Origin of the sequence: Pontibacter sp. MBLB2868 (assembly GCF_051904785.1) — a bacterium.
Classification (GTDB): domain Bacteria; phylum Bacteroidota; class Bacteroidia; order Cytophagales; family Hymenobacteraceae; genus Pontibacter.
In genome coordinates, this window is record NZ_CP196710.1 from 1,117,172 (window position 1) to 1,139,654 (window position 22,483).

Consider the following 22,483-nt stretch of genomic DNA (forward strand, 5'->3'; position numbering starts at 1 on the left):
ACTTATTTCCTCTCGACAATTTTAATCAGCGTTCCCTGCGTAACCCGATCCTGTAGGTTCATGCCGTTCAGAATAGCATGTTCTTCCAGTTTGTCGTTTTTAACATTATAGGCCTGTAGGGCGTTGGCAAGCGTATTGGTTTGTTTTACAGGTCTGACCTGGATGCGTTCAGGCTGTCGATTCAGTTTTTCAGGATCCGTTAATGTACTGAAGCTCTTCATGGAGTTTAAAAACAGTTGCGCATAGTTGTTAAAATTGGTTGTAGTGCTTATGCCCATCATGCTGTAAATATTGCCTCCATACTGGATCAGGTAGGTGAGAGTACGGATAGCTGCCTGTTGTTGCTGCTGCTGTTGCTGGTCTGGTTGCTGATCTGCTACAATAGCCAGGGCCGGCAAGCCATTTACGGTTACACTATTCGACTCTATTGGCTGGAGTTTATACTTCTCCATCAACTGTTGTGCTGCTTCCTGCAAACTAGCCCCGGGTGCGATCGTGAAGGTCATCATAGCTTTACCTTCTTTATCCGCCATACTTACCTGCTGCGGTGTGTTTTGGAATGCCCAGTTAGTGGGAGTCTGAAACTTGAATTTGAGTACCGGATGGTAAAAAACATTGTTCTCCAGAAAGCCTTGTTTTGGATCTTCGCCAAAGATCATCCCATCCACCATTTTCAGATAGCTGTTTCTGGCAACTTCAGGATTGGTAAGGCTTAGTTTCTGTTTCCATTCTTTGGCAAGCTTTGATACAACTACCTGCCGATCTGCAGGGGAAGGGTGTGTAGACAGAAAAGTAGGTACAGGCTCTGCACCTGCTTCTTCACTTGTTCGTTGCAGGGTCTGAAAAAACTCAGCCATTTCCTCCGCATCGTAACCAATTTTTGAGGAGTATTCGACACCTAACCTGTCAGCCTCACGCTCTGCATCACGACCAAATTTCAAGAAAAGAAGTCCTACCCCTTGTTGAGCGATATCTGCAAATTGTGCAAACTCTGGTGAAACCACCATCCCCACGATAAGGCCCAGCTGAGCCAGCATAGCCTTACTTTGTTGTTGTGCAGAATGACGTGCCGCCACGTGGCCGATTTCGTGCCCCAACACACCGGCAAATTCTGCTTCGTTGTTAAAGTAGGCCATTATTCCGCGAGTAAAATATACGTAACCTCCAGGTACAGCAAAAGCATTGATCACAGGTGAGTCAACAATCCTGAAAGAGTATTTTAAATTGTTACGGTGAGAGATCGCTGCCATCTTCTGGCCTTTTTCATCAATGAAGCGCTGTAGGGCAGGATCTTCGTAAAGGCCAAAATGGGCTACAATTTCGGGGTCTGCCTGGGCGCCCATGGCTATCTCCTGATCTTCAGACATGAGGATAACTTCCTTTTTACCTGTAACAGGGTTCGTAGAGCAACTGTTAAATACAGTTAGTACTCCTGCCATCAGGCAGGCAATCATATATTTTCTCATAGTAAAGTTCGGTTTAGTGCGTATGCTTCAGATAATTTTGTTCAAATCTTAGAAAAGCTATATTACACCTAGCAACGGTAGCTAAAGGTATAAGTTGCGGTAAAGCAGGCGCAGAGGACAATTTGAGCAGGGTTTGCACAAAATCAGTGCAATAAGAAAGGCCTGTTAATCAGAGACTGTAGCCAGTAAAAAAACAGGGATGCAGGAGGTTATAACGATAAGAACAAACAGGAGACAAACATACACTGCCTGTTAAAGAAGCCCACGTATTTTATCCAGAGAGTCGTCTTCAAGAGGCTTTTGTAAAAAGCCGGCTACCAATTTATAATTCTCTGCCCTCTTCAGCTCCTGGGCGTCTACAGATGAAGTAAGAATGAAGATCCTGCACTTGCCCGCAAGTTGGGTTTCGTAAGTTGAAAGCGCATCAAGCAATTCCCAGCCACTCATGAAAGGCATGTTAAGGTCCAGGAAAATGATGTCAGGGAGGTTGTGCAGCTCTTTATTTTCTATGCTATGAATAAGAAAGTCGAGTGCCTCCTGTGCAGCTATAAATCCTCTGTACTCTTTGGCGAAGTGTTCCACATCAAGCATCGTTTCCGTCAGGAAAACGCTGATCTCATCATCATCAATGATATATACTTTGTTAAACATGTTTTGCACCTAACAGTAATTTGAATTTTGTACCAACATTCGGTTTGCTTTCAACCTCAATTTTACCACCAATAGCTTCTACCTGTGTTTTTACCAGGAACAAACCAACACCCTTTCCATGTGTGTTCGGGTGGAAGCGCTTGTAAAGTTTAAAGAGCTGGTTCTCCACTATATGCATATCCATGCCCAATCCATTATCGCACACTGTAAACACATAGCCGCGGCGGTCTTTAGCAACTGAGATGGATAATATCAGTGGTCTTTCGGTGTGTTTATACTTAATGGCGTTTGAAACCAGATTTAGGAGAATACTATAGAGATAGGCTCTGTTAGAGAGCATTTCAAAAGTATTGTCTATATCTAAATGAACAGTTGCTTGCTGCTCAATTAGCTCACCACTGAAGCCATCCAATACTTCCTGGGTAATATTTTGCAGGTTTACTAATTCGCGCGGCAATGATTTATCGGCATCCCTCACACTCAGAATGGTATTGATATCCTTGATGACTCCATCAAGTTGAGTAATAGAAGTATAAAGTTTATCGAGTGCAGTATCGAATTGTGGGGTGTCTTTATTAAGCCTTTTCACCAGGCCAGACAGGCCTAGCGCGTTAGCCACAGGCGCGCGCAGGTTATGCGACACCATATATGTAAATAATTGCAGGTTCAGGTTGTGCTTATAAAGATCATCGGTCAGCTTTATCTGCTCAGTTTCAGACTTTTTCTTTTCTGTGATATCTGTTTGAATCGCAACGAAGTTAAGCAGTTCGCCAGCTGAATCAAGAATCGGAGAAACATCTATTTTGACCCAATACTTTTCACGGTTCTTACGGTAGTTAATAACCTCGGCAGTAAAGTATTTCTTGCTTTTATATCCTTCCGTTATAAGTCTGGATGTTGCCGAATCAGTTTCTTCTCCCTGCAAAAAAGAAGATGGAATTTTGCCGGTTACTTCCTCTTTACTATAGCCAGTAAGCCGGGTAAAACCATCATTTACCCATTCCACACGCCCTTCAGCGTCCAAAATTACTACTCCGTTTATTGTTTTACTTGCTACCAGTGAGAGCTTTTCCAGTTCTCGCTGTATGGCCACCTGCGCAGTAGAATCAACGAAATGTACTGCAATGCCTCCGTCGGAGGGGAAAATACTGAAGCTAAGTGTTAGGTTGTTATTGAGTACATAGTTATCCTTAATGTACTGTGTAACCTTTGTCTCTGCTACCTCGTGGCACTTTTTGTAAAACCTGGAAGTAACAATATCAGGAAATATTTCCCAGATTACGTGCCCTTTGAAATACGCTTCGGGTTTGCCTATGAACGTACAAAAAGCCGCATTTACGAAAGTGAAGCGCCAGTTTTCGTCTAATGCAAAGAATGGCTCGGTTATACTTTCAACAATGTTGCTGAGCTGTTTTGTTTGCTCTTTTATAAGCCGATGTGCTATTTTTAATTCTGTTATATCTTTAGCAATACCCTGTACAGCTTCTACAGCGCCTTTAATGTACACCGGCATTAAGGAAATACTCAAGATACGTTTCTTGCCATCAGCATCCAGAATTCGGATTTCGTTGGAAAAGGACTCACCAGATAACGTTAGTTTAAAGGCTGCCTTGGCTATGTCTACTTCATCTTCCCGTATGATATTCAGAAAGTGAGTGTTCAGCACTTTTTCCCTCGTATATCCGGTAATGGCTGTAAAGTTTTTATTGATCGTTTTGAAATAGCCTTGTTTATCAATGGAGAATACGGCATCCGGGTGTTCCTGAAATAGTGATTTGTAGTACGCCTGGTGCAGGTCTTTCTCCTCCTCTGCCTCAACTGTTTCAGTAATATCCCTTGAATTAGTTATTATACCGGCTATGTTTGGATCGGAGAGGAGGTTAGTAGCTGTGCAGTCAAGCCAGCGCCAAGTTCCATCTTTCTTTTTAAACCTGATCTTGGGTACAGTGAGCCTCTCCAGGGTGTGTATCTGTTGCAAAGCAGTAAGAGCATGGCAATGGTCTTCGGCATGAATGAATTCAAAAACACTTTTGCCAACTATCTCATCAGGCATAAACCCTAAAATAGGGGTAACAGAGTCACCTACAAATTTGAAAACACCATTTTGGTCAAGCACCGAAAGCAGGTCAGTGCTATTGCTGAGTAGATGCCTATAGAATGTTGGTGAAAGAAGACTCATAAATAAAATGATAAATTGAGTGCGGTATAAGCTTGTTCCTTTTCTGAAACAGATACGCTGTTACCCAAGAAAAGCAAACCGGAGATACTGTAATTGGTTATTTCTGCACTCATACTCAAAAAAAATTATCCGAATTTACACAATGTTCTGTATAGTATAGCATCTGCCTCAAAAAAACATGTGCAATTTTGTGCATAACCATTTAGTACAGAGATAATTATTGAAAAAGTACAAATAGTTTGTGGGAACGTAGGTTTTTCACTTAGTTGGAGTAGTTTGTACTAATTGTTAATTTCCCGTTGAATTTAAATGGAGTATTTAATAAGCAGATATTGTTTAGTAAGTAATCAAGCAAACGGGATTCTATGGAAAGCACTACTAAATTATTTATAAAAAATATGGTATGCGACCGCTGTAAAAAAGTGGTCGCTGAAGAGTTGGAAGCGCTGGGATACAAAGTGTTGCATATTAGTTTAGGAGAGGCAGAAATAGCATCTTCAGGCAATGAGGTTGACATGGATACTGTGCGGCAGGTTATGACGGATAATGGTTTTGAGCTGCTCGATAACAGGAAATCAAAGCTTATAGAGCAGATCAAAGTGGCCATAATTGAACTGGTGCACCGGCAAGGGGAGGCTGACCTTCATATTAACACTTCCGATTACTTATCTGAAAAGATCGGTGCGGATTACCATCATCTGAGCGCTCTCTTTTCTTCCTTTGAAGGAATCACGATTGAGAAGTACCTGATCCTGCAGCGCATTGAGCGGGTTAAAGAACTGCTGGTCTATAATGAGCTAAGCCTGAAGGAGATTGCGCACCTGTTAGGTTATAGTAGTGTGGCGCACCTCTCGAACCAGTTTAAAAAGGTTACGGGCCTTACACCAACTCACTTTAAAGAGATAAAAGAAGATAAGCGTAAAACAATTGACAAGGTGCACGACGGAGCTAAGTTATAAGCATGTATACCAGAGAACAAGCATCACAATTAAGGCAAGCCTTCTGGACAGCTTTCGGGCAGTACCTGGCCCCACATCCCTCATCAGATGGCCTTAAAATTAATTGGGTGAACCATAAGACCGGTTTAAAAGATGTGTATTTCAGAATGCAGGCAGATAAGAAAACTGCATCCATTGCCATTGAATTAACACATCCTGATCCTGAGATTCAGGAGTTATACTTTGAGCAATTTTTAGAATTGAAACCTTTGCTGCACGAATACCTTGGCGAAGAGTGGGAATGGGAGCTACATACAACCGATGCCTTTGGGAAAAGCATCAGCAGAATTTACAAAGATCTTATTGGTGTCAGCGTTTTTAAAAAGGATGACTGGCCCGCACTTATTTCATTCTTTAAACCGCGTATTATTGCTCTTGATGATTTCTGGAGCGGTGCCCAGTACAGTTTTGATGCCTTGAGATAGTTTGCATCAGGAAATACAGAAACCCAGCTTATTCAAATAGTGCGGGCAATTGGTGTATTAATGTGTAACCGCCAAGCCAGGCCATGATCGCAACTACAATGACACCAAAAATAGTGAGCACCAGCGGATGCCTGTAATCACCTACTACTTTTTTATTATAAGCTGCGATCAGCATGGTTCCCAACGTAACAGGCAGGATCAAACCGTTTAGTGCTCCCGCCAGGATAAGCAGGTGCACGGGCTTTCCGATGGTAACAAATATTGCTGTTGATATAAGTATGAACAGGATAATGGCCCAATTCTCATACTTTTCTACGTTACTATGAAAAGATTTTAAGAAGGATACAGAAGTATATGCAGAGCCTACCACAGAGGTAACAGCTGCTGACAGCATAACTATTCCAAAAAGTTTATAACCTACATCACCGGCTGCCAACTGAAAAACGCTGGCGGGCGGGTTGCTTTCGTCCAATAAGAGCCCCTTGCTAACTACACCAAAAGCTGCCAGAAAAAGGAATATCCGGATCACTGAGGCAATGGTTATGCCTGATACGGCGCTACTGGTAACTTGTGGCAAAGCTTCTTTCCCTTTGATGCCGGCATCCAGCAAGCGGTGCCCACCTGCAAAGGTGATATAGCCTCCAACTGTGCCTCCTACAAGGGTAATGATCGCAGTGATATCAATAGCGTCTGGCAGGAACGTTTTTACAGCCGCTTCGGCAAGGGGAGGGGCAGAGGTAACCGCAACATAGACCATCAACACGATCATCAGAAAACCCATGAGTTGTGCAAACCGGTCCATAACCTTTTTTGCCTCCCGCACCAGGAAAATAGCTATAGCGATGGCTGCGCCTATGATCGCACCGGTTTCCGGTGTGATACCAAATAGCACGTTAAAGCCAAGCCCGGCACCGCCAACATTCCCGATGTTAAAAGCAAAGCCACCCAACACGATCAGAATTGAAATAAAGAAACCCAGCCCCGGCAATACTTTATTAGCAATATCCTGTGCCCTGTTCTCTGATACGGCAATAACGCGCCAAACATTAAGCTGCGCACCAATATCCAGGATGATGGAACAAAGTATAACAAAGCCGAAGCTTGCCCCTAGTGCCTGGGTATATACGGTGGTCTGTGTCAGAAACCCGGGACCAACTGCCGAGGTAGCCATTAAAAAAGCTGCGCCCAGCAGTACACCCCAATTCTTATGTTTCAGCATACTAAAAAGCCTGAACGGTTATATTTTCCTGAGTAAGTGTTTGGGAGATAAAACGGGCAAAGTCAAGGGCATGCGCACCATCCCCGTGTATACAAATCGTATCTGCCTGAATAGTAATTTCTGTGCCCTGCATGGTAACTACTTTTCCCTCTTTTACCATTTTAATGACTTGTTGGGCAGCCTTGTGTTTATCTGTAATAAGCGCACCGGGTTGTGACCTGGGAGTCAGTGTGCCGTCCGCTTGATACGTTCTGTCTGCAAATACCTCCTGTGCTGTTTTTAAATTTAGTTGCTGCGCTGCTTCGATCATTTTGCTGCCAGCCAGGCCATATAAAACAGTATCCGGACAAACTTTAAGGATTGCCTCAGCAATGGCTTCGGCGATGTCTGCGTTTACAGCTGCCATGTTGTAGAGTGCACCGTGCGGCTTAACATGGTGTAGTGAGCTACCCGCTGCTTGTATAAATGCTTGTAAGGCACCGATCTGGTATACCGTCATGGCGTAAACCTCCTGTGGCGTTACAGCCATCTCCCTGCGTCCGAACCCAACCAAGTCAGGTAAACCGGGGTGCGCGCCAATGGCAACAGCTTTATGAGCAGCCAACGCTACGGTGCGCTGCATTACAAGCGGATCGCCGGCATGGAAACCGCAGGCAATGTTGGCTGAAGTAACATGATCCAGAATGGCCTCGTCGTTACCGATTCGATACGCTCCGAAACTCTCGCCCAGATCGCAGTTCAGGTCTACGTGCATTATACTCAGGTATGGTTCATTTTTAAACTCAGGGCACTTTTAAGCTGCCTCATGTTCAGCTCCTGTTGCAGGTAAAGTTCGTGTGCTTCTTTCAGGTCTACCTCCTTAAAGCGAATTGTTTTACCTGCCTGTACCTGTGCTAATTTAGGAATATCTGCTGAGATAACCTGCGCTATGCGTGGATAGCCTCCGGTAGTCTGGTGGTCAGCCATTAAAATGATTGGATTGCCTTGTGGAGGTACCTGAACGGTACCTATGGTTACAGCACTGGAAAGTAATTCTGCCGCTTCTGTTAACTTTAGCGGTGAACCAACCAGGGCGTAACCCATACGATCTGAATTAGCGCTAACCTGGTACTTGTCGTTCCAGAAATAATCTTTGCTGCTCTCGGAAAACAATTCATACTCCAGGCCTTGTAATACACGTATAGTTACATCGCTCTGGTAGAGGGAATGTTGTTGTGGATCTATGGACCAATTAGCCTGCGTAAACCAGTGCCCTACTGCGGAAGCTTGCAATTCGGCGGCCATAGGATACGCTTCTCTCTTAAAACCAACACAAGTGAGATGATCATTGGCCTGTAACGCCCTTCCTTTATAGCCGCCGATCCCGGCCTTTAAATAAGTAGACTTGCTGCCCATAACACACGGGATTTTTAAGCCGCCGGCAACGGATATATACGTGCGACACCCTACTGTAGCAGGACCTAATTGCAGCGTGCTACCCGCCCTCACAAGTACCGGGCGCCACATTTTTACACGTTCTCCATGGATGGATGGAGCCATATCAGCACCTGTTATCGCAATAATCTGTTCCTGCTCAAAGTGCAGGGTAGGGCCAATGAGGGTGGCTTCTAAGGCAGCTTCACTTTCAGGGTTTCCTACCAATAAATTAGCTGCACGCAAAGCGAAAGAGTCCATGGCGCCGCTCACGATCACACCTTCCTTTTGATGGCCGCACCTGCCCAAGTCCTGAACCGTGGTCAGTAGCCCTGGCTTTATTACTTTAATGCTCATGTTTTACCTGCCTTTCATATTCTTCCGGGGTAACAGGCACAAACCGGATGAGATCGCCGGTTTTCAAGAGGGCCGGCGGTTCCCGTTCCGGATCAAACAGGGATACAGCAGTACGGCCAATCAATTGCCAGCCTCCGGGTGTATCCAGGGGATATATACCTGTTTGATTTCCAGCTATGCCTACGGAGCCCTTGGGTATGGATGCCCTTGGATGATCTTTTCGCGGTGTTGCCAGTTTTTTGGAGAGCCCACCCAGGTATGGGAAGCCCGGAGCAAAACCAATCATATGAACCAGGTAAGTACCTTTTGTATGCAGGGCAACCACTTCTTTTGGTTTCATCTTATGGTACTTCGCCACATACTCCAGGTCAGGGCCATACTGTCCACCATAACAAACCGGAATCTGAATCACATCTGTTTTGGAAGCTTTTTTAACTTTAACCTTCCTAAGCACATGCTGTAATAGCTCAACAATCTTATCATAAGGGTCCAGGTTGCCTTGTTCGCTCAACAACCAGGGGTCATAGTAGAATGTAATGGTGGTGTAGGCAGGAACATATTCTGTAATCCCGGTTACGCTATGGGTGTCAAAATAATTGCTGATAGACCTGATCAGGGCATGCGTTTCTGTAGAAATATGATCATCGAACTGCAGCACCATAGCGCTGTCTCCGAGCGGACACAGTTGAAAAGGGAGCAGTTCTTTCTGTTTCATAATTTATTTATCTGAAGCAGCACAGTGCTAACAAGTGTATACTATTCCTGGCCCTAAGGGTTAAAGTGCACGGTAATGCTCACCTCCTGTGCTACGGGTTTTCCTTGTTGCATAGCTGCCTTCCACCCAGGCCCTTCTCTAACCAACCTGATTGCTTCCTTGTCGCAGGAGGCACAAAGGCTTTGTCCTATTCTGATGTTCTGCAAATCACCCGAAGGAGCTACTGTTGCCAAAACCACCACACGTCCTTTTATAGCATCAGCAGAATAACGAATATTTTGCCTGAGGTATTTTCTGTAGGCGCTTTTACGCACTCCTGGTTTTGCAGAAACCATTTCTCCCCCCCTGTATTCGGAAGTTTTAGTATCAGTCACCACCACCACTTCACTTAGCGAGTTGTGTTTTTCTGAAAGGTTTACAGTAAGGTTGTTTGCATTGGCACTAATAGCTTTTTCTTCGCGGTTAAAACCAATGTAATTAAATACCAGTGTCGTTTCTTTTTTAGGGAGTTTTAAGGTGAAATTCCCCTTCGCATCCGTGGCTACTCCGGTTGCAGTGCCTTTTACCTGAACAGCAACGCCTGGTAAGGGTTGTCCCGCTGCCGAGAGTACTGTGCCGTGCAACTCCCTCATAGCAACATAATTTGCTTCTCTGAGTTTTACACCTGCCAGTTTACCTTCCAGTGCTTTGGAAACAGAATTTGAATCTTGCGCAAAGGCCATCTTTTGCCTGAGCGCTATTACTTTTGGCTTTGCGGCACTGGTATCAGCAGCATCTTTAGCAAAAAAAGGGGAGACCTTAACTTCTGTAGCCGCTTCGTGCAGGGTTTCATTTTCTTGCAGCGCAACCTGATCTGCAATGGCTTTTTTCTGCACTTGTGGCAATTCGGGAACGGCGGCAGGTAATACTTTCTGCTGTGGTAACGTTATGCTGTGAGTTGGTTTTACAGTGTCAGGCACAGCCTCAGCCATTGTCTCTAGAGGTGTTACGGCAGGGGCTTCAGTTAAATCCATGGATTTTCGGATTTCCTGATCTGTTTCGGCGGCTACTAAACCTCCTTTTTGATGTGTTACCTCCCGATAGTTATAGTATAGCACGAGTACCATAGAACACATCACCAGTATGATAGCTGCTGCCACCCGCCAGTCGATCATGAAAAGAGGTAATGCTTTATGCTTGCTTTTGTTCCGGGTCTTTGAAGTTACAAACTGGTTAATATGCCGAACAGCGGCCTTCGTTTTAGGTATGTCAGATAATATCATCCCCTCCACTACATCCGCACATAGTTCACAGTCCAGCAAATGCTCCTCAAGCTGGTGCTGCAACGCTTTAGGCAGAGCTTCCTGCTGGTACTGTCGTAGCAGGTCCGTGGAAGGATGATCTTCCTTTTCCCAAAGAATTTGAGTCTTATCTCTGCTCATGGTGTTTCTCCATGTATAGTTTCAGGTTTCGTTTGCCGTTCTGGATATAACTTTTCACTTTGTTCAATTCACAGGCTGTAAGTTCTGCTATCTCTTTATAGCTTTTTTGCTCCAGGTAAAATAACGTAATACACTTTTGTTGTTCAGGAGGCAGCTCCTGCAAAGCCAGTCGCAAAACCTGTTCCGTTTTCTCCGTCAGTTCTCCTTCAGTAAGATGCATGGGCTCGTGGTATTCCATAAGCTCAGGAGCGAATTCGGGCAGTGGCACATGCGGCTTTCTGCTGTTTGCCCGTAGCTGCATGAGGCAATGGTTTTTAGCTGTTACGTATATCCAGCTTTTAAAATTTGAAATCTTATGCTTCCGCGCTGCTTCGGTGAGGTATTCAAATAACTGCATGGTGGCATCTTTGCTGTCATCCTCATCTTTCAGATACTTGAGGCACACCAGGTACACCATCTCCGAATGACGTTGAAACAATTCGCCTAAGTGGCCTATTTCTCCTGTTTCCCTGTACAGGCGCAGCAGCTCCTGGTCGTCCGGGGGCGGCTTATCGTTTGTAAACAGTTTCAGGAAAAATGGCAGCATGAGTTTCTACTTGTCTGCTTAAAGAACGAGAAAATTTTTCAGAATTCTTTATGGAATCTTTTGGGTCCTGGCATCCTGTAGGAAACAAAATTTAGGGAACTATGAAAAAACAACTCTACCTGCTGCTTGTCCTATTAGTAATCGGACTGCAGGCAAATGCCCAAGGGCGCATGATCACCGGAACTGTTACTGATAAAGCAGATGGAAGTGCACTGCCGGGCGTTTCCGTTCTTCTTAAAGGATCCACAACGGGCACCAGTACCGATCAGTACGGCAAGTATAGCATCAGCGTACCCAATGATAAGTCCATACTTGTGTTCAACTTCATCGGGTATAATACACAGGAAGTGAAGGTTGGCAGTAAGCAGCAGATTAACGTTGCGATGGAGGTGAATACACAGACATTGGAGGAAGTAGTGGTAACAGGGTATGGTGTTAGAGGTCTGGCAGGTAAGGTTGCAGGGGTGAGGATACGAGGCAATAGCTCACTGAGCTATGCAAATATGGAGGTAATGGCTCCGCCGCATAACACTGAGAACTACAGCTACATAAAAGAAAGTACCTTTCTGAATGCTAAGAAAACACCGCTCTCTACATTCTCTATTGACGTGGACAATGCCTCTTACAGTAATGTTCGCCGGTTCCTGAACCAGGGACAGAAGCCGCCGGTAGATGCAGTACGCATTGAAGAGATGATCAATTACTTCACTTACGATTACCCGCAACCAACAGGAAATGCCCCCTTTTCTGTTACCACAGAACTATCGGAATGCCCCTGGAACAAAGACAATCAGCTGCTACATATTGGGCTGCAGGGTAAGGATATTCCAACAGATAATCTTCCGCCTGCTAACCTGGTGTTCCTGATCGATGTTTCGGGTTCTATGAGTTCACCAGATAAGCTACCCCTTGTAAAGACAGGGTTTAAATTGCTTGTAGATCAGCTGCGTCCGCAGGACAGAGTTGCAATTGTGGTGTATGCAGGAGCAGCAGGTTTAGTGCTTCCTTCTACCACCGGAAAAGATAAGCCCCTGATAATGCAGGCAATTGAAAACCTGGAAGCTGGAGGCTCCACAGCAGGGGGAGCAGGTATAAATCTGGCTTATAAAGTGGCGGAAGAAAACTTTTCGGAAGATGGAAATAACCGTGTTATACTTGCCTCTGACGGAGACTTTAACGTGGGAGTTAGTAGTGACAGCGAACTACAGCGCCTAATAGAGAAGAAGCGTGAGTCTGGCGTTTACCTGACTGTGTTAGGTTTTGGCACCGGTAACCTGAAAGACTCCCGCATGGAACAACTGGCGGATAAAGGCAATGGCAATTATGCTTATGTAGACAATATTCTGGAAGCAAAGAAAGTGTTTGTGAATGAGTTTGGTGGCACCCTGTTTACCATTGCCAAAGACGTGAAGCTGCAACTGGAGTTCAACCCGGCTAAAGTGAAAGCTTATCGCCTGATCGGCTATGAGAACCGGGCACTTGCCGATGAAGATTTTAACGATGACAAGAAAGATGCCGGAGACATGGGTGCAGGACACACGGTAACTGCACTTTATGAGATTGTACCTGCAAAGTCTAAATCAGGTACTAAAACAGGCAAGGTGGATGACCTGAAATATCAGCGCACGGAACTAGACCCTAAAGCTTCTGCGACTAATGAAATACTTACCCTAAAGCTGCGCTACAAAGAGCCTAAAGGTATGGTGAGTAAACTGATCACCAGTACAGTATCTGACGAGGCTGTTGCTGCCAACAAAACCTCAGATAATTTCCGGTTCTCTGCTGCCGTTGCGGCTTGTGGTATGCTGCTGCGCGATTCAGAATTTAAAGGTACCGCTACATATCCGATGGTGCTGGAATTAGCTGAGGGTGCCAGGGGCAAGGATAAGGAAGGATATAGGATTGAATTTATAAACCTTGTGAAGTCGATGAGTTTGTTGAGTGATAGGAGGTAGTATTTACCTCACCCTGCCTTCTTTTACATAGGTTTTTGGTTGTTCTAACAAGAGGTATAACAGGTTTGTTTCTGCTGAGTTAGCAGTAGGAATGAACCTGTTTTTATTGCTCAATGCAACGGATTCATAATTTTGCTTATGTAGTTTAACTCACCCGCCTTTCATCTCGAACACAGTGAGAGATATCTACAGAACTCTGAAAGAGCTTGCTAATTGTTCTAGCTGAAGCTGATCCTCAGTCTTAGGTTGGTCCTTTTCCATTGCTTATTTTAGTGCGCTCCAGCCCGCGAGGGCACGTCCTCGGGCATCGCGCTGCTTTCGCTTCCTTTGCTACCCTTCGGTCGCAATGCCTCGCTCTCGCTCGTCACCGGAACCTCTCGAGGCGCTCAACCCAAGGACTGGGATCAGTTCGATAGCCACGGCTGACGGCGCTTGAACCAAGTACCCCTTAGAAGCTAATCTTGCAGGGGAAAACAGTCAACTGTTTTTCTTTAGTTGCATAGCGCCAGTTTGAGTGCAGCGGTAAAGGTGATAAGGCATGATAGCCAGTTTGTAATTAGCTGACTGTCATTTTTATAGTTCCGGGAGTTACAAACTGGCCTCATGTACAGCCACAAGTTACGCTAACGCTAAACTTGCGGCATGTGTGGAGTCAGTTCGATAGCCGTCGTCCCTGCTATTTGTAAGGACAGAGCAGGAGTAAGAAATGAAAAGTCCCCCTTCGAAGTCGAAGATCCCGAACTTGTTTCGGGAGTGGGTAGGGGGATGATGGCACCTGCGAATAATTCCCCTCCTCGGAGGGGCTAGGGGTGGGTTCACACCAATGTTAGAGCACCAGAGCATCTACCTGGCCCACAGCAGTAGCAGTATTCCCAGCCCTAGACGAGAGAACGTGAGTTCGAAGCTCTGAGTGCCTGGGGTGGTTAGTCCTGGCACTACAGAGAATCCTGCTTATCCCCTAATCCGGCAAATCCCGATTCTGACAATTACAGCACATTAAGCTTCTTCAGAATCAAGCCCCGGTCTGTTTGAATGCGTAGGATGTACATACCAGCTTTCGCTTTGGTGATGTCCACCTCCAGGTTCTCAGGACGAGGGCTTGAAACAGGTTGTGTATGAATCAGTCTACCCACCGAAGTATAGACCTGTACCGATTGTATATCAAAATCTGCGTGCACGAATCGGATCGTAAAATGGCCGGTGCTGGGATTAGGGTATACTTCAATGGCTTCTTCGGCTGATAGCTCCTCCACTACAAAGTCGGTTGTGCTGACAGAGTACCCACCTATGCCTGCTACTTTCACTTTACCTGTGCTTGCTCCTCGTGGAATACGAATAGTGAACTTGTCCGAAGCGGAGCTTAGCAATTGCACCTTATCGCCGTTAAGCGTTAGGGTGTCCTGAATACCAATGGCTAAAAAATTCTCACCCACCAGCGTTACCTCTGTGCCCACTGGTCCGCTGGCCGGACTGAAAGAGAAAAGTACAGGTGCCGGGATCACTTCAAAAGGCTTCGGAGTAGTTGCCTTACCTCCTGGAGTTTCCACAGCTACGTTTGCAATGGAAACTCCTGCAGGAACACGTACTTTCAGTTGTGTAGCAGATGATTCCAGCACCTGGGCCTGGACCTTCTCGAATAGCACAATGTTACGTAACGCCTCGGATGCGAAGTTTTCACCGCTTATTGTGATGGTAGCACCCACTTTATCCAGGTAACTGCTCAGTCCGGAAATAACTGGTTGGTGCCATACTACAAATTGCTTGGTGCTGTTTACCTCACCACCTTTTGTAATGATCTCAAATTTACCTGAAACAGCACCTTGCGGGACCTTTACCACTGCAGTAGTGCCTGTAGCGCTGATGATCTCGCAGGTTTCAGATCCAAGGCTTATACTTTGCAGCCAATCTGTAGTAAGGCTATTGCCTTCTATAGTTACAGTGCTACCTACAATACCTTCTATCGGGCTAAACTCGCGTACTACCGGTGGTTGGTATACTTCAAAAGATTCAGGTGCCTGTGCGCCTCCGTCAGGGGTAATTACTTTCAGGTTGCCCGTTGTTGCGCTTGCTGGTACCAGCACCTTCAACTCGGTGGCCGAGGCTGAAACGACAGTAGCCAGTGTACCATTAAAGTATACTTTGTTCTGCTCGGGAGTGCTGCTAAAGTTCTTACCAGCAAGTATGATCTCTTCACCAAACTTACCTGCCGCAGGTGTGAAGTCTGTAATGGAAGGGGAGGCGATAATTTGATCTGCGTCCAAACGTACTTCCTCGTTTACCACAGGAGGCATGTCGAAAATGCGGTTCAGGGTTGTATTGGTGCGAACAGGAGAGTTGAAGTCGAAGAAGATGTCGGCAAAGTTTTCCACGGTTGTTTTCTCAGGCAGGTCTGCCTTTGGCTTTATGCTGAACTGGATAAAGCCATGGCTGCCCGGTTCGTTGCTGGTGCTGTCGGGCAACATGATGTTATCGAAAGTCCAGGTAAGCACAGGTTTGCCTTTGCCACTTACATCAAAGCGATAAGGATGGGAGGCTGAGCCCATCTGCAGCGTGCTTAGATCCAGGTTCTCGGAGAGTGTATCCACCAACACTACGCGGTAAGCCACATCAGTACCGGTGTTCTGAAAGCGGATCTTATACTTCAGCGCTGCATTCATAGGGGTATAGTTCTCTTCAGTCAGGCCGATGGGAGATACAAGTTTGTCATTGGGGTCATAGGAGTCAGTAATCGGAAGGCATTCTACAGATACTTTGGCCTCCTCGTCATCAGTTGGCATAGCGTTTACAAAACCAGTACTGAAGGGTACTGGTGCGGGCGTGTTCGTGTTTTGGCATGCTTCTACAGTAACGCTAGCTTGTTTGTTCTCGCCGTTGCCATCAGGTTGATCAGCTTCCAAACGAACAGTTTTGCCGCCAGTTGGTATCCATAGCACGAGGCTGTCGCCGGTTGCGAGGCGGTAAGTTTCTATAGTAGCCAATTGTCCGTCCAGGTAAATCCGGAAGAGCTCACCGGTATCCATACTTAACTGTCCTATGTTCTTGAGAGCGAAGCGTACATACCCGGTTTCAGGATTACACTTACCGGTTATTATTGTAGTGGCTGCAGGAGGTAGGGGTTTGCTATCTGTGATCCACACTTTGGTGCAGACGGTGAGGCCGCGAATACCTTCATCACCGCATTTTACCTTGTCCTGAATGGTGATCACACTGTTCTGGCCGGCTGCCACAGTTCCTACATCAAATACATAGGTGCCATCAGCCAAACGGGTGTAAGGTTTATCCGCTGAAAGAAACTCTATTTGCTCCGGCAGCTGCACATGTACTTTGGCGTTTTCTGCAGGGGCAAAGCCAGAGTTACTATACGTTACTTTGGTCGTGCTCTCGAAGCAACGGCGACGCCGGGTGGAGGAGATGCTGGTGGAGAGGTAGGGGGAGAGGGTGACTTTTGCCCCAAAGTTGTTAGATAATAATAAATTCCCTGTGTTGCTAAATTGTACTGGGAGAGGATCATTTCCAATGGCACAGCTCTGATCAATAAGTACTCCTGTTCTATTCGTCTCATTAATAATAGGAGCTACATTATAACTTCCTGCTTCCACCAAAAGCTGATAATTCCCCGCTTTATCTGTGATGGCGTAAAAAGGACCCGGCTCAGCTTTTATGAGTATTTTCGATATTCCAATTTCACTCGCATCTGCTATACAATTTGCATTGAAATCGGCATAAACCTTTCCATGTACATAGTTGTATTCAGATACAATGTTCGTCTCATAAATATCTATTTTATCTAAGAAAGGATCAGCTGTAATTAGATACTTTCCATCCTGACTAAAAGCTAAACTATTTGTTTTAACTGGTAACTGATACTGTGGTGTTCCTTTGATGCTATAGTAAACAGGCTTTATGGTGTAATTACTAGAGAGTAAAACATTACCAAAGGCATCCGCGGCAATACTAGATCGTACATATTTATTCTCCTCATTTAATGCATATGTACCATATTCTTCTAAAAATAAACCATCGGGTGAAAGCTTTTGAATTCTTTTACCATTGATGTCAGTAACATATACAAAGCCACTTGCATCCAAAGCTACATCATTGGGTTTCCAAAGTTTCCCTTTCTCTTTTCCTGCTTCTTTTATTTGGTATAAAATCTTTCCGTCGGAATTATACTTAGTTAGGGCATTGGTATTATGGCTAGTCACATACATGTTCTCCTCATCATCAATAGCTATTCCTGCAGAAACATAGCTGCTGCTAGACCAGTTATCAGACCATGCATTATAGCTTTCTATATTTGAATAAGATTTTAAGAAAACACCTTCTGAATTATATTTAAGAATACTAGCAAAAGTAATCCCAGCACTTATTATATAAATATTCCCCCTTTAGTCGCTAGCCAAACCTTTTGGTACATACAAATTATTAATGGAAGAAATGAGTTTACCGTCCAATCCTAATTTAAGAACGCGTTTTTTCACCTCGTCCAGAATCAGAATATTATTCTCATGATCAAAAGCTACCTCATAAGGGTGCCGTATGTCACCTAACTTGTACAGGAGAATTGAATTTTGATTATAGGCATAAAATAAACTCCCGTGGTCATTGGACCCTCCAAGCAAAACGTTGTTTTGTTGGTCAAACTCTATGTTGAAGTGAATTGCTTTAGTCCAATTATTTGTTCCTTCCTCCACATTTATTCTATGCTTATATTCACCGTCAGGTGTATATACATCAACATTATGAAAAGACCTGTTTGTAAAATAGATATCTCCATTTTTGTCAACCGCCATGTTTGCAATACTAACTTTATTTTTAATGGGGTCAGTACTCAGATCTTTAAGATGGTTGCCATTATTGTCATATTTATTTAGCAACATGTACCATCCATTAGTATTTTTGACTTCCTCTAAAATGTAAAAGTTACCATGAGTGTCAAGTGTGATATGGCTTATTCCTGTATCGTCATTTGGAGCTTCGAGTTTAGGGATGTCAATGGTTCTGATAAGGTTGCCTTCTGTATTGTATACTTGAATCAATCGATTAAACCCATACACATACAAATTATCCTCCGCATCAAAAGAAATTTCCCAAGGTAAAAACACTTTATCAGGCTCCGGGAAACTATCTACTATGTCGAATGTGATAATCAATTTACCCGCTGAATCATGCTTCTCAATTCGTCTTTTATTCAAGTTCAGGAGGTAAAAATTCTTTTCATTGTCCACCGCAATATCAGTTGGAGCATCTATATAAGAGTTTATATACTCACTTTGGTCGATGTGGAAATTATTTATGAGTTTTCCGTCTTTAAATTTTGATATTTTAGAAGCTTGCAAAATATATAAATACCCGTCATTATCCACAGTAATCTTTCTGATGCCTAGCTCTGGTACTATACTAGATTTAAATTGAAATAAGGGCTCTTGAGCATAAAGAAAGTTGGCAGATAATAAAAAAAGAAGAATGAGTAAAGCTGTTCTCATAAGCAGATCATGTAATTTCAGGTAAGGCTTGTCTGGTAAGTATATAACAACCCATAAATGTATAAATTAAACTATAAATATGTAAGTATATCTATATAAATGTGAACAGGCAGCACTCTATTGCTGTTATGTTGCAACATCAAGTGTTATCTTTGGGTACAAGGCAGCGGCAGATGCCAATGCTTAACCGAAACAAAAAACACGAATGGATTATACTTACACAGGCAAAGTGATGTGGTCGCACCTGGATGCGAACATGCACATGCGCCACTCTGCTTATGCCGATTTTGCCGCACAGGCGCGTATTGAAGTACTGGATAAACTGGGGCTCGACCTTAGGGTGTTTCAAAAGCTGCATATAGGGCCGATCCTGTTCAGAGAAGAAACCATTTACCTGCGCGAGGTGGGCATCAACGAAAACCTGTCGGTAACAACACTACTGGTAAAGAGCAGGCCTGATGGCTCCAGGTGGTCTATAAGGCACGAGCTGTTTAAAGGGGATGGCGTGAAAGCGGCTGTAGTGAACGTAGATGGTGCCTGGATAGACACGCAAAAGAGAAAGCTAGCCACGCTTCCAGATGAACTGGCAGAACAGTTTAACCATATCCCAAAGAGCTACGACTTTGAGGAGGTGGCAGGATAACTGTTTTATTACTGTATTGCCGCTTTTACAGTTTGTAGTTTAAAAGCAAACCACCTTTCAGAAGTAGCTTATTCAAGGCATGATCATTTAGCTGCACTGGCTCGGAGCTGTAGCCAGTGCAGCTAAATGATCAATTCTTTTTAACTGGTAAAAGCTCTCTAACTGTTTTCATTATTGTAATCCATGCTTCAGTTTGAGGAGCAACCAGATCAAAATGTCCGGCATTTTCAACCAGTATCATTCGGGCATCGTCATCTTTATTTTGAGCGGCTTTTGTGTATTGCTGACTTTGTGACACGGGCACGATCGGGTCTAGATCACCCTGAATCAACCTTTGCGGTACCTGCAACGGAAGCAGCTTTATAGGGGATGCTGCTGCATATTTGGCCGGTAAATCTTCAGGCATTCCGCCCATTAGTTGGGGTACGGCTGCATTACAGCTCCCTTTATCCAGACTGTACGATTCCAGGTCTGGAATGCCTGCAAGTGAAACCACTCCTTTCAGCTTTAGGGGCCTCCTGGTATATAGCTCGCTGCCGGGCGATAAATTTTTGCGGGCTGCTAACCAGAGCGCTAAATGACCACCAGCTGAGTGGCCCATAACAATTACTTTTCTGGCATTTACGGGGTACATTTTTGCAAGCTCCCGTACATAGTCTGTTCCTTTGGCCACATCCAGGAATGTTCCCGGAAATCCTCCTCCAACATCGCCCACACGCCTGAATTCGATGTTCCAGGTGGCATATCCGGCTTTGGTCAGGGCCTCGCTGACATGCGACATGTATTCTGAATTATAAGCAGAAAGCCAGCACCCGCCGTGAATCACTACTATTACCGGAAAAGGGCCCTTGCCTTCGGGGAGTCGCAATGCACCGTACTGGAGTGAATCCGGTCCATATTTTATGAGATGTCCCGTGCCGGGCTGTGGCATGGCAGCAATTTCCTGCCAGCTTACCAGCTTTGGCTTCGGATCATTCTGGGCAGATAATGTACCCAAGAAGGTAAGGGAAAGTAGGAGCGTAGTATAAATTGACTTCATGAATTCTCGTTTAGAGCTTTTTTCTTTTTGAGGTGGATGGTATCAGAAGTAACTCTTTCTGCCTTCCATCTATATAATAGATCCCATTTGGGGTGAATACAGCTTGTTCTTCCAGCATTACCCTTATTTCTTTATTATTCCACTCAGGTAGTATAACTTTTGCATTCAGTTCTATGGCATAAGCAGTGTTATAGCGCAACGGGTAGTCGCCGGAGCCCGAAACTCCCTGCTGCTGGTCCCACATACCAATAGCCGGGCCAGCACCATGCCCGTGATAGCCGATAGGGTGGGTGTAAATAGTGGCGTTAATTTTGTCTTTTGTTGCATTCGCCAGGGCTTCTTTTAAAACCTGGTTGCCGGTTTTATTTTCAGAGAAAGTATTCGTAAGTATATCCTGAAGCTTGTTACCAGTGGCCAATGCTTTCCTCAGGTATACAGGAGCCTGGGTTTCATTGGGTTTTAACACATAGGCCAACTGCTGTACATCTGTGTTCAGCCCCAGATAAGTTATTCCGAGATCTACATGCAGCAGGTCACCGGCTTGGATCACCTCTTCGTTCGGACGCGTAGAAAATTCCCTTTGGGAGTCTCCTGCACCCGGATTTGCCCGCTGTATGTCTACCGTCGGGTGAAACCAGGCTTTTAGCTTGAGTTCGGCAATGCGTTCGCGGTACCACCACACAATGTCTTCGGTAGTGGTAACGCCGGGTACTATTACGTTATCTGAAAAGCCTTCCGCAATAATATCATGGCCCAGCTTACTTATCTGCTCGTATAATTGTAGTTCACGGTTCGTTCTGATCTGCAGCCAATCAACTGCCAGTTGTTCAGCAGGTACAATTGCTTTTTTCTGATCAGCGGATAGGTAAAACATCAGGCTGTCGTATTCAGCTTTTGTAATGCCGTCAGCGTGTGCAAAAACAGGAGAGTAGTTTAAGCCAATACGTTTCGGTTCTCGCTCTGCGATCAAAGTAGCCAGTCGTTTCCATTGGTTCGGTTCTTTCTCAGGCTCCCAGGCGCCTTTCATCAATTTACCTATATCATAGCGTGCAACAGCTAATTTTTCAACCTCTTTCTCAGGTCCTTTGTCTGTAAATAGCAGAATAGTTCTGCGGCGTGCACCGAGCCAGGTTGCAGGCAGCATGGTTTTGGCTACAGGGTCTTCGTTATACTCCCGGGCAATGATCAGCCAAATATCTATGTTATGGCGTCGCATAATTGCAGGTAACACATTCTCTAGCCGTTCTTCGAGCAGGGCGTCTTCCAATATAGCCCTTTCACGCAGCGGCAGAATACTAGTGGTTGCTTGTTGGGCAACAGCAAGTGCAGGGACAGAAAAAAGCAGGAACAGGAACAGTTTTTTCATCAGTTTAAATGGTATGAGCTATAGCTAATGGAATTCTGTTTTTATCAAAGATAGGAATATTGCGGGCGGATGAAAGTAAAATACGGTCGGTTAAACTCCGGCAAACACTGTAGATGCAAAATTAATCGCTGTAAACTTTAATGTTTTAGTTATAGAAATAGAAGTAGTGCTATGAGAATTGCACTTAAAGAACTACTAACTGTTTATCACCGTAAGTAAAAATATATAAAATAGAAATATGTTAATGACAACTACTACCAAATCAATATTATCCGCAACATTAGTTATACTTTTCCCTTTGATAACCGGATGTTCAGTTTTCGACGGAGGCAACAACTTTTCAGATAACCCTGAAATAGCAGCGCAACAAAGACGTGTAAATGAACTGGAACGTGAGTACCAGGAGTCAAAGCGCTTTGCAGAGGAAGCTGATCAACGTGAAAAAGCTGCTAAGAATATGCTCAAAGCCGCTGAACATGAACTGAAGGCGTTAGAAGAACAAGCAAAAAGAAGGAGCGAGAATCAATAAGCTTACAGTTACTCGAACCTGGCATGCTGTATCAG

General features: G+C 44.7%; 18 protein-coding genes. 5 read left to right on the forward strand and 13 right to left on the reverse strand.

The window, feature by feature from the left end; all coding sequences use genetic code 11:
* Window positions 1–2: 2 nt before the first annotated feature.
* From ACSX1A_RS04945 to ACSX1A_RS04955, 3 genes are all read right to left on the reverse strand, one after another.
* Window positions 3–1,466 carry a M48 family metalloprotease gene (locus ACSX1A_RS04945; protein ID WP_439882510.1) on the reverse strand — a complete coding sequence of 488 codons (1,464 nt, stop codon included), beginning with the start codon at window positions 1,464–1,466 and terminating at the stop codon, window positions 3–5.
* A 252-nt stretch (window positions 1,467–1,718) separates the two neighbouring features.
* Window positions 1,719–2,117 carry a response regulator gene (locus ACSX1A_RS04950; RefSeq protein WP_439882511.1) on the reverse strand — a complete coding sequence of 133 codons (399 nt, stop codon included), beginning with the start codon at window positions 2,115–2,117 and terminating at the stop codon, window positions 1,719–1,721.
* Complete coding sequence (locus tag ACSX1A_RS04955; RefSeq protein ID WP_439882512.1) at window positions 2,110–4,296, reverse strand: PAS domain S-box protein; 2,187 nt, start codon at window positions 4,294–4,296, stop codon at window positions 2,110–2,112. Before ACSX1A_RS04955 ends, ACSX1A_RS04950 begins: the two co-directional genes overlap by 8 nt.
* Before the next feature lie 398 nt (window positions 4,297–4,694).
* Here ACSX1A_RS04955 and ACSX1A_RS04960 point away from each other — a divergent pair, with 398 nt between their 5' ends.
* Together ACSX1A_RS04960 and ACSX1A_RS04965 are read left to right on the forward strand one after the other, a co-directional pair.
* Window positions 4,695–5,255 (forward strand): helix-turn-helix domain-containing protein, encoded by a 561-nt coding sequence (locus ACSX1A_RS04960; protein ID WP_439882513.1) that lies wholly within the window; start codon window positions 4,695–4,697, stop codon window positions 5,253–5,255.
* A gap of 2 nt (window positions 5,256–5,257) precedes the next feature.
* Window positions 5,258–5,719 (forward strand): DUF4268 domain-containing protein, encoded by a 462-nt coding sequence (locus tag ACSX1A_RS04965; RefSeq protein WP_439882514.1) that lies wholly within the window; start codon window positions 5,258–5,260, stop codon window positions 5,717–5,719.
* A gap of 28 nt (window positions 5,720–5,747) precedes the next feature.
* Here the strand turns inward: ACSX1A_RS04965 and ACSX1A_RS04970 are convergent, their stop codons facing one another.
* From ACSX1A_RS04970 to ACSX1A_RS04995, 6 genes are read right to left on the reverse strand one after another with little or no spacing between them, the layout of a single operon-like run.
* A complete protein-coding gene (locus ACSX1A_RS04970) occupies window positions 5,748–6,938 on the reverse strand; it encodes an NRAMP family divalent metal transporter (protein WP_439882515.1) in 1,191 nt (396 codons plus the stop codon).
* Between the two features lies 1 nt (window position 6,939).
* On the reverse strand, window positions 6,940–7,692 hold the full coding sequence (locus ACSX1A_RS04975) for a LamB/YcsF family protein (RefSeq protein WP_439882516.1): 753 nt from the start codon (window positions 7,690–7,692) through the stop codon (window positions 6,940–6,942).
* A gap of 5 nt (window positions 7,693–7,697) precedes the next feature.
* Entirely contained in the window at window positions 7,698–8,708 is a 1,011-nt protein-coding gene (locus ACSX1A_RS04980) for a biotin-dependent carboxyltransferase family protein (RefSeq protein WP_439882517.1), read from the reverse strand.
* Window positions 8,698–9,423 carry a 5-oxoprolinase subunit PxpB gene (gene pxpB, locus ACSX1A_RS04985; RefSeq protein WP_439882518.1) on the reverse strand — a complete coding sequence of 242 codons (726 nt, stop codon included), beginning with the start codon at window positions 9,421–9,423 and terminating at the stop codon, window positions 8,698–8,700. Before pxpB ends, ACSX1A_RS04980 begins: the two co-directional genes overlap by 11 nt.
* Before the next feature lie 53 nt (window positions 9,424–9,476).
* Window positions 9,477–10,844 carry a TonB family protein gene (locus ACSX1A_RS04990; RefSeq protein WP_439882519.1) on the reverse strand — a complete coding sequence of 456 codons (1,368 nt, stop codon included), beginning with the start codon at window positions 10,842–10,844 and terminating at the stop codon, window positions 9,477–9,479.
* On the reverse strand, window positions 10,831–11,430 hold the full coding sequence (locus ACSX1A_RS04995) for an RNA polymerase sigma factor (RefSeq protein ID WP_439882520.1): 600 nt from the start codon (window positions 11,428–11,430) through the stop codon (window positions 10,831–10,833). Before ACSX1A_RS04995 ends, ACSX1A_RS04990 begins: the two co-directional genes overlap by 14 nt.
* Window positions 11,431–11,531: 101 nt before the next feature.
* On the opposite strand from ACSX1A_RS04995, the gene ACSX1A_RS05000 reads away from it, so the two are divergent.
* Window positions 11,532–13,385 (forward strand): YfbK domain-containing protein, encoded by a 1,854-nt coding sequence (locus tag ACSX1A_RS05000; protein WP_439882521.1) that lies wholly within the window; start codon window positions 11,532–11,534, stop codon window positions 13,383–13,385.
* 986 nt (window positions 13,386–14,371) lie between these two features.
* Here the strand turns inward: ACSX1A_RS05000 and ACSX1A_RS05005 are convergent.
* Window positions 14,372–17,596: a DUF7619 domain-containing protein gene (locus tag ACSX1A_RS05005; protein ID WP_439882522.1), complete on the reverse strand. Its 3,225-nt coding sequence runs from the start codon at window positions 17,594–17,596 to the stop codon at window positions 14,372–14,374.
* A gap of 177 nt (window positions 17,597–17,773) precedes the next feature.
* Window positions 17,774–18,871 carry a hypothetical protein gene (locus ACSX1A_RS05010; protein ID WP_439882523.1) on the reverse strand — a complete coding sequence of 366 codons (1,098 nt, stop codon included), beginning with the start codon at window positions 18,869–18,871 and terminating at the stop codon, window positions 17,774–17,776.
* Window positions 18,872–19,076: 205 nt separating this feature from the next.
* Here ACSX1A_RS05010 and ACSX1A_RS05015 point away from each other — a divergent pair, with 205 nt between their 5' ends.
* Window positions 19,077–19,514, forward strand: coding sequence for an acyl-CoA thioesterase (locus tag ACSX1A_RS05015; RefSeq protein ID WP_439882524.1), 438 nt, complete (start codon window positions 19,077–19,079; stop codon window positions 19,512–19,514).
* Between the two features lie 130 nt (window positions 19,515–19,644).
* On the opposite strand, the gene ACSX1A_RS05020 is transcribed toward ACSX1A_RS05015, so the two are convergent.
* Together ACSX1A_RS05020 and ACSX1A_RS05025 are read right to left on the reverse strand one after the other, a co-directional pair.
* Entirely contained in the window at window positions 19,645–20,553 is a 909-nt protein-coding gene (locus ACSX1A_RS05020) for an alpha/beta hydrolase family protein (protein WP_439882525.1), read from the reverse strand.
* 10 nt (window positions 20,554–20,563) lie between these two features.
* Window positions 20,564–21,919 (reverse strand): M24 family metallopeptidase, encoded by a 1,356-nt coding sequence (locus ACSX1A_RS05025; RefSeq protein WP_439882526.1) that lies wholly within the window; start codon window positions 21,917–21,919, stop codon window positions 20,564–20,566.
* Between the two features lie 244 nt (window positions 21,920–22,163).
* Between ACSX1A_RS05025 and ACSX1A_RS05030 the strand changes: the two genes are divergently transcribed.
* On the forward strand, window positions 22,164–22,448 hold the full coding sequence (locus ACSX1A_RS05030) for a hypothetical protein (protein WP_439882527.1): 285 nt from the start codon (window positions 22,164–22,166) through the stop codon (window positions 22,446–22,448).
* Window positions 22,449–22,483: the final 35 nt, after the last annotated feature.